This window comes from Bradyrhizobium sp. MOS001, assembly GCF_004634465.1.
Lineage (GTDB): Bacteria > Pseudomonadota > Alphaproteobacteria > Rhizobiales > Xanthobacteraceae > Bradyrhizobium > Bradyrhizobium barranii.
Genome location: NZ_SPVJ01000102.1, coordinates 1 through 6748, shown reverse-complemented (window position 1 = coordinate 6748; position 6748 = coordinate 1). Strand labels below are relative to the sequence as shown.

5 protein-coding genes and 1 pseudogene are annotated in these 6748 nt (G+C 57.6%); 5 read left to right on the top strand and 1 reads right to left on the bottom strand.

The genetic code is table 11. The features are described from left to right. Positions 1–346 precede the first annotated feature (346 nt). A complete protein-coding gene (locus CT676_RS42660) occupies positions 347–3031 on the bottom strand; it encodes a hypothetical protein (protein WP_167768346.1) in 2685 nt (894 codons plus the stop codon). A gap of 617 nt (positions 3032–3648) precedes the next feature. Between CT676_RS42660 and CT676_RS42655 the strand changes: the two genes are divergently transcribed. The 5 genes and pseudogenes from CT676_RS42655 to CT676_RS44970 all read left to right on the top strand — a co-directional run. After that, positions 3649–3924: a hypothetical protein gene (locus CT676_RS42655; protein ID WP_135217248.1), complete on the top strand. Its 276-nt coding sequence runs from the start codon at positions 3649–3651 to the stop codon at positions 3922–3924. A 923-nt stretch (positions 3925–4847) separates the two neighbouring features. Beyond that, positions 4848–5177: a hypothetical protein gene (locus CT676_RS42650; RefSeq protein WP_135217247.1), complete on the top strand. Its 330-nt coding sequence runs from the start codon at positions 4848–4850 to the stop codon at positions 5175–5177. A 724-nt stretch (positions 5178–5901) separates the two neighbouring features. Then, entirely contained in the window at positions 5902–6090 is a 189-nt protein-coding gene (locus CT676_RS42645; RefSeq protein WP_135217246.1) for a hypothetical protein, read from the top strand. A 92-nt stretch (positions 6091–6182) separates the two neighbouring features. After that, positions 6183–6428 (top strand): hypothetical protein, encoded by a 246-nt coding sequence (locus CT676_RS42640; RefSeq protein WP_135217245.1) that lies wholly within the window; start codon positions 6183–6185, stop codon positions 6426–6428. A gap of 79 nt (positions 6429–6507) precedes the next feature. After that, a pseudogene (locus CT676_RS44970) lies at positions 6508–6748 on the top strand (hypothetical protein); the annotation flags it as partial.

Below are 6748 nucleotides of genomic sequence, written 5' to 3'. Positions count from 1 at the left end.
AATGGTGGGCGAGATCATCTCGGAATGGTGGGCGACATCAAATCGGAACGGTGGGCGAGATCATTCTGGAATGGTGGGCGACATCGAGCGGAATCAGCACACCGGAGTTGGTCAACCTTTTCGAGGCCGCCCAAGCCCGCTTCCTCGACTTGTCGAAGGATGACGACCCGCGTCCCAATTTGCGATTACTTCGTGATTGCGAAGCTATGGTGAGAAAGCGGCACCCGCCAGAATCTGCATGGTGGCCTAACTCGTCCCCTTGCGATGCCGCCCCCACCAAACAGCAGCAGGGGACCGCCTCTGCTTAGTCGCGGTCGTGCGTGTGATCGTTCCAACGCGGACGAGATCAAGGATGAACCGTAGCTACCTTGCTGGAAGCCCCTAGACTTGTCGGTCGACCCAGAGTCTCGACGAGTTTGTCGTACTGCGTTTTGTTGCCACAGTCGTTATCCTTGCCTTTCAGTAGGCTATTGAACCCGCCGCGCGTTTTGTCGGAGAGTACCCATCCAAGTGGCGGTTTGATTGATTTCTGGTCCTCGCACATGGCGAGATGAAAGAACTTGGGCCGCTCGGCAGCTGAAAGGAGGGCGGCTGCATCGCCGATATCGAGCGCGCCTTTCGATGAATTTTCACAGCAAAGGTGGGCAAGGCCGCTGACGGCGGCAAAGCCGTGCGCTTCTCTAACCGACGTGATCCCAATCATTGGCGCACTCAGTTCATTGAAAAGTGATAGATTCCACCAATGAGGCCGAGCTGGGTATGAATCGAGGACCTCGCCGTTGTGATCCGCACATGGCTCGCGCACCGTTTGGTCTACGACCATCGTAGGATCGCTGCTGATCTGCAGGATAACGATCCTGATTGAGCCACCCATCACCTCCTTAGCCTTGCGTGCGAGTTCGACCGCCGTCTGCGCGCCGTAGTTTTCGAAGTAACCACCGTCGATAACGAACCCATGAGGGTTACCGTCACGATCGATCAGATCGCCAGCCGGAGAGATATAGGTGAATCGTGCGCTGTTGTGGGCGGCTGTACTAAGGCGAACGTCGGACCCTAACATGCTGATTGCATCGTAGCTGTCGACGAAGGTGTCCCTATCGATCGTGAGATGGCTGGTAATAACGCGTCGTCCCGTTTCCTGATGTGTTGCGTTGAGGAGGAGAGCCGGACGCCATTTCAATGGGCTTTGCCCAGGCGCGATCTGCGGAAAGAAGCTGTTGAAAGGTTGAGACAAGAGCTCGCCGCTTGCATGCTCAAAGCCTCGCTCCAGTGCCGCGCCGCGGTCGATCTGTCCGAAATCTGGAAGGAAGTTCGATGGAATGTCTATGAAGGCGAGGCTTGCCAGCCCGGGGCCGAGAAGATCGTCTTTGAAATATGTCGTCGGCTCGATTTTTGCGTCGTTGTGTTCCAAACGATTCTGGACCGCCGCGGCGTAAGCGGCTGCCCCGACGCTTCCGCCAGAGACGCCGCTAATTGCGAACAGCAGGTGGCGCAGTAGCCCGTCATTGCCGGGGTGCCCCAGCTTGGCGGCAATTGCATTCTTGACGGCGTCGTTGTTCAAGTCCGCCTCGAGTGTCTCGAGTACCGTCGCAGTCCAATAGGCCGCTCGGATCCCACCGCCCGCTGTCGCGATGATGAACAGCGGAACAGGCTCTTCCTTGGGATGCAGCGAATGGTAGATCGGCTCAGCCTGCTGATACCATGCCTTAACCGCCACCTTCACGTCGGGCCGCTGTTCGTACGTCGCGGGCTCGCATTGACCGCAAAGTCGAACAGGGTGGTATGTCCGGGTGGCCGACATCAGTACCGCGGGCATCACTAAAAGCCCGACAAAAAAGCACCACACAGTCTCTCTGCGGACCGAAACCAAACCTCTCCGTGTGCACTCGCGCGCCAGAGCATCTGCAGTAAGATCCAGTAGATTGGCGCCGGACAGAAACGAACCGAACGCAAAGAACGCAATGACCAGAGATCCCATTTGGCGGCCAACCCACATTGGGTTGATCCAGATTGCCGTTGTGCCAAGGGCCATGATTGCCGCGAAGCCCAAGCCGCATATCCGCGAGGTCCGCGCTTCCGCGAGAGCATCAAGTTGCCTCCGTTCCCGCGACGCCCCGGCGCCTAGCGGCGGCCTGCTACGCAGCCAGCTGATCAGGCTTAGAAAGACGAACACGGAGAGCGAAATTGCCAGAGTCGCCCGAACAAGTGCGGCCGGAATAATTGTTAGCCACACCGCGGAACCGAAGACAACCAACAACGCATGGATAAATGCACGAGTTCGTTTTTTGGAGTTGCCCCTGTGGGGCAACAGCCCATGCTCGAGGAACCATACAAGAAGGATTGCGAGTAGGACCGCGCAAGGCGCAGCTAGGAACACCACAACATTTGAGACCAGATCAGGAGGGGTCGTCTCTTTGAGCGCAGCAAAGGACAGACTCCAGGCCGCGAGGTAGTGCGCGATGACGCCCACGAAGCGAGGTCCCCAGAACAGGAGGATCTCATGGTGTTGCGGCTGTGAAAAGGCCCGATTTAGTCCCACACGCGCCGACAGCCACGCGTTCCCGGCCCAATAGATTAGGACAAAGAATAGCAGGGCGAATTGACCCATATTGTAGTCGATCAGACCGAGGCTAAGTTCGCGCCCTTGATCGTTGAAGAACAGGAGGTACGTCGCGACCACCATCACGCCAAGTGGAAGCGCCATTGCGGCCATGACGCGGCCAAAGCTGCGAAAGTTTAGGATATCGATCGCGAGTCTGAGGCTGAGTAGGGAGGCATAGCCGGCGAGAAACAGCAGGGCGAACGCCTTCGCAAGCTGAGCCAAGAACCCCAAGGTCGTGAGAATCCAATGGGGCGAAGAGGCGGGATGGTCGTTCAGCCAGGCGTAAGGAGGAACGGCAAGCAGTAGGAATGCAACAAGCGCGATAGTGCACCGCGGCACCAATACGCGATATTGGAAACCGAAGGTGATCCATCCCTTCAATCCTTCCGGGTTGCGATGCGGGCCGCCGATGAGCAGCGACCGGATCATTGCCAGCAAGTTCTTCCAGCTGGCCCGTGCAGCCCGAGGCCCGTGCTGTGGCCCGCCGTGAGGGTGGGTCGACCCAACGTGCCTTGATCTGTCGCTTTCGATGCGAAATCCCGCGTTCCACATAGTGGTCTCCGTTATCAAAAACGGGCGGTACTGTTCGCTGATGCTCTACGCGGGAACACCTTTCCCGCTCTAAACGACTATCATCGGTCGGAGGACTCTCGACTGTGAGCTAGTTCACAGCCCGGGATCACCTGATCGTGACGCCGGATCAAACAAGTTAGTATTCGATCGTTCATCAGGTACTGGGGAAACTTGTGACCGGCTCATTCGCTTCGAAAGCCCCCTGGCCAGCGCCTTCGCTGACGGGGCCTCTCGTGCGGCCAAGGCGAAGCGATAGGTGTCCGCCTCGCGCTATCTGCAAACTCCCGTCGGCTCGCAAGTCGACGGGTTTTCGTTTGGGGGCTGCCGTCGGCCTAGCACTCCCGGCTGGGGGCGCTACCAGACATTTTGCAGTGATAGTTATTTCTAACGTGGGTTGGTTTTTTCGTTCATGTGCATGCGCTATTTGGTCAGCTGCGGCCCGACAGTTCCATGCGCCGCGGTCTCGTGTGGTGATGATCGAACAATTGAATCTCGAAGATTTGGCCTGGCAACTTGCGGCGAAAGTATATCGCCTCAATCTTCATGGACAGCTCACCGGACGCACTGTGTTCAAACGCTTGGAGGTTAGCGAGGAAGAACTCGCGGCAGCTATCCGTGATAGCTTCACGCAAGCGAATGACGCCGCTTACCGAGCGATGGTGAAGCTGGCAACCGAAGCGGCGCTAGAAACTTATGATCGGGTTGTATCGGATACGGTCAGACAGTCGCGTAGTCGGCACCCGAATTGAACATGGTCGCATGGTCGGGAGCCGCCGCCCATCAATGATCGGGCTTCACTGAGATGGCTGTCGCCATTCGCGCGGTAATCGCCTTTTAGGAAGACGGCCCCAGCCGGAGGCGTTTGAATGTAAAGCCGGGGCCGCTCCGCCAGCTGAGGGACAAGCTCAGCATGATCTAAGCAACCCTGTGCGTATCGAGTTCCTATACAGGCTAGTGAATCAGTTTCGTCCGCACGTTCATCAACGCGCTTGAGGGGATGGTACTCGAGAGGGCGCGATCGCTGCGCCTCGGCAACTTTGTCTTTGAGTATTTCCAGTTCCGATAATTGCGAAGCGAGCTCACCAAGCGGATTTCATGCGGACTTAGGAACGCCCGTCGGCACGAGCAATTGACGTGAGATAGGGCAAGGAACGCCGCATTGAAAACGCCTATAGCCCAGGATCTGGAGCTTATTGCACTTCAGCGGATTCGCGCCTTTCCGGACGGTGAGTACGTGGTCTCCACCCGTATAGAGCGTGAAAAGAATGCGTGGGCACTAGTAGTAAGCGTGCGAGAGGGAGCTGATCTCGACCACCTTCAGTACGCCGTCAGAACAACCGAACGCAACCTGCATAAACGGTACAAGCTTCGACCAGAGCAGTGAAACCGTGGTGATCGTGCATCTTGAAAGTCATGGAACGCCGCTTCATGCTCGGCGTTTATATATAGCCTTCCGCACGTCACGATGCGCGAAGCAGCAGACTTAGGGCCTAGCGCTGCAAACGCTGGGCCCTTTCTTTTGATGCCGGGCGCCCCCGGAGCTCCGCCATCGAGATCTCGTCGAAGCCGTGATCGGTCCTTGCCGACGTAGAGCAGATCGTCGCCCTTGCGCCGGCCGAGATAACCCGAGAAACAAAACCGACCTCCCAGTCATATCAATAGGGAGAGTTCGATGCCCCTCGCGATAGCTCTCATTTTTTGTGTGGTATTGTTTGCCGTTCTTCTCGTAGGCATCGCGTGGGCATTAGCCGTATTGGTGCCTTTTTACACCTACGTTGGGCTAGCAATCTACCTGGTATGGAGGAGCGCGCGAAGGCAGGCCGGTGTGGAGGCGGCGGTGGCGCGTGACGCCGAAAGACAAAGGTCTTTCAACGACCGGGAAATGCGGGCTTGGAATGCGGTGAATGAAAAGGGTCAGCTCATGGCAAAGCACGAACGAGCTCGAGGCCAATCCGACGAAGCCGGAGGCGATCCGCCGCAGAGCACGGGGAGCACGCCGTGAAATATAGGGATGTTGATTACACGGTAGTTCAGGGCCTGGGAAGGCACGTCTGGAAGTGGTCAGCGACCATCGGCGCTGTCCGCATAGGAGGACAAACAACCACAAAAGGTGCTGCAATCGAGGAAGCCGAGCGCGCAATCGAGCGTGCTTTGTCTCCGAAGAAAATTCGACACACGACCTAGGGCCAAATAATTGCTGCCGCCGCCGTATCAAAGCGGCTCGAAGTGTCCACATTCTAGGACGCCGTTGAAGGAACAGTCCATGAAATGGCGCGACCTCATTAGCAGCCGCGATCTGTACATCGCGATCATTGCAGGGCTTTTGGCTTCGACGATTGCGCTTGCGATCAAGACGGCATTTGGAGGTTGACTAGCAGTTCCACCGCGCGGCCCGCGCGGGGATCGAAGGTGATGTCAATCACCAAATGGATAATGCGGTCGAGGTGTTCCGCCGGCACGATCGAGGGCGAGGAACGGATACGCTACTCCGATACGAAGGGCGGAGAGACGGCCCCGGCTGCAGGGGTGGGGTAGGCCGGGGCCGCTCCGCCAGCTCTGCCGGCGAGCCAGCGACGACTCAATATTCCCCCGCCATCATTCCAAAAATGGGCACTGGCTTGTGTCCGACCTTAGGCGCTGGCCGTACTTATTGGTTGCGGGAACAAGTGGCAATTCCACGGGTTTTCGAACCGTCTGTGTTGCATGGGTTATGCGCCGAGGCATCGATGAAGACCAAGCTATCCGGGAAGTTGTCGCACTACGATAAGATGGCCGCCTCCGCTCAGCAATACTGTCGCGAGGAGGCGGCTCGGAGCCTCGACCAGGTCGATCGAGAAGGCTGGTTGAAGCTTGCGCGCGAATGGACGGAGCTCGCGCTCGCGGCCGAGCGGGGCCAGATTTTCCGCCGGGATTAGCGATGGATGCGTCCCAGCACGACGTGTTGATTGCTGGATTGAGCCCTTGGAGCCGGGGCCGTCTCTCTACCGTTGTCATATCGGAGTAACGTATGCGTTCCTCGCCCTCGATCGTGCCGGCCGCCCCTCTCGACCACAACATTGCTGAGTGCCGCGAACATGCGGATCACTACAAGAGACTTTCTGACCACTACAAGAGACTCTCTTCCGCGAGCGGCATCTCCAAGGACCGCGCCACCGCCCTGAGAAACATCGCCCGAACCTATGTCGGTTTGGCCGGCCAACTGGATAGACTGGCGTCTCTCGCGAGGAACGAGCAGACAATGGAGGTGAAGTAAGCCGGCACTGGCCTGCTTGCAACTTCACGGACGCTGCTCGTATTTCATTTCAATTTCGGTGTCCCAAGCGGATCCCAATTTGCCAACTTTTCCCGACCGCGGTTGCTATCTTTTAGTTGATCGGAAATATAACTGCGGGACCACTTCCGTTTACCCGATGCCCGCAGAAAAACAGCAAGAAGACCGAAGGGTCACCTTCGAGCATCCGTTGCCCGCGCAAGTGATGGCCATCGACGGCACGTGGCGTCGCGCGTGCACGCTTAAGGAGGTCTCAGATGTCGGAGCAACACTTCAAGTTGAGACCTCGATTGAGGGGCTGA

Bases quoted from the DNA above. Each gene is read 5' to 3' on its own strand.
- CT676_RS42645 (WP_135217246.1), top strand. From the start codon at position 5,902: ATGAAGACCAAGCTATCCGGGAAGTTGTCGCACTACGATAAGATGGCC.
- CT676_RS42655 (WP_135217248.1), top strand. From the start codon at position 3,649: ATGATCGAACAATTGAATCTCGAAGATTTGGCCTGGCAACTTGCGGCG.
- CT676_RS42650 (WP_135217247.1), top strand. From the start codon at position 4,848: ATGCCCCTCGCGATAGCTCTCATTTTTTGTGTGGTATTGTTTGCCGTT.
- CT676_RS42660 (WP_167768346.1), bottom strand. From the start codon at position 3,031: ATGATCCGGTCGCTGCTCATCGGCGGCCCGCATCGCAACCCGGAAGGA.
- CT676_RS42640 (WP_135217245.1), top strand. From the start codon at position 6,183: ATGCGTTCCTCGCCCTCGATCGTGCCGGCCGCCCCTCTCGACCACAAC.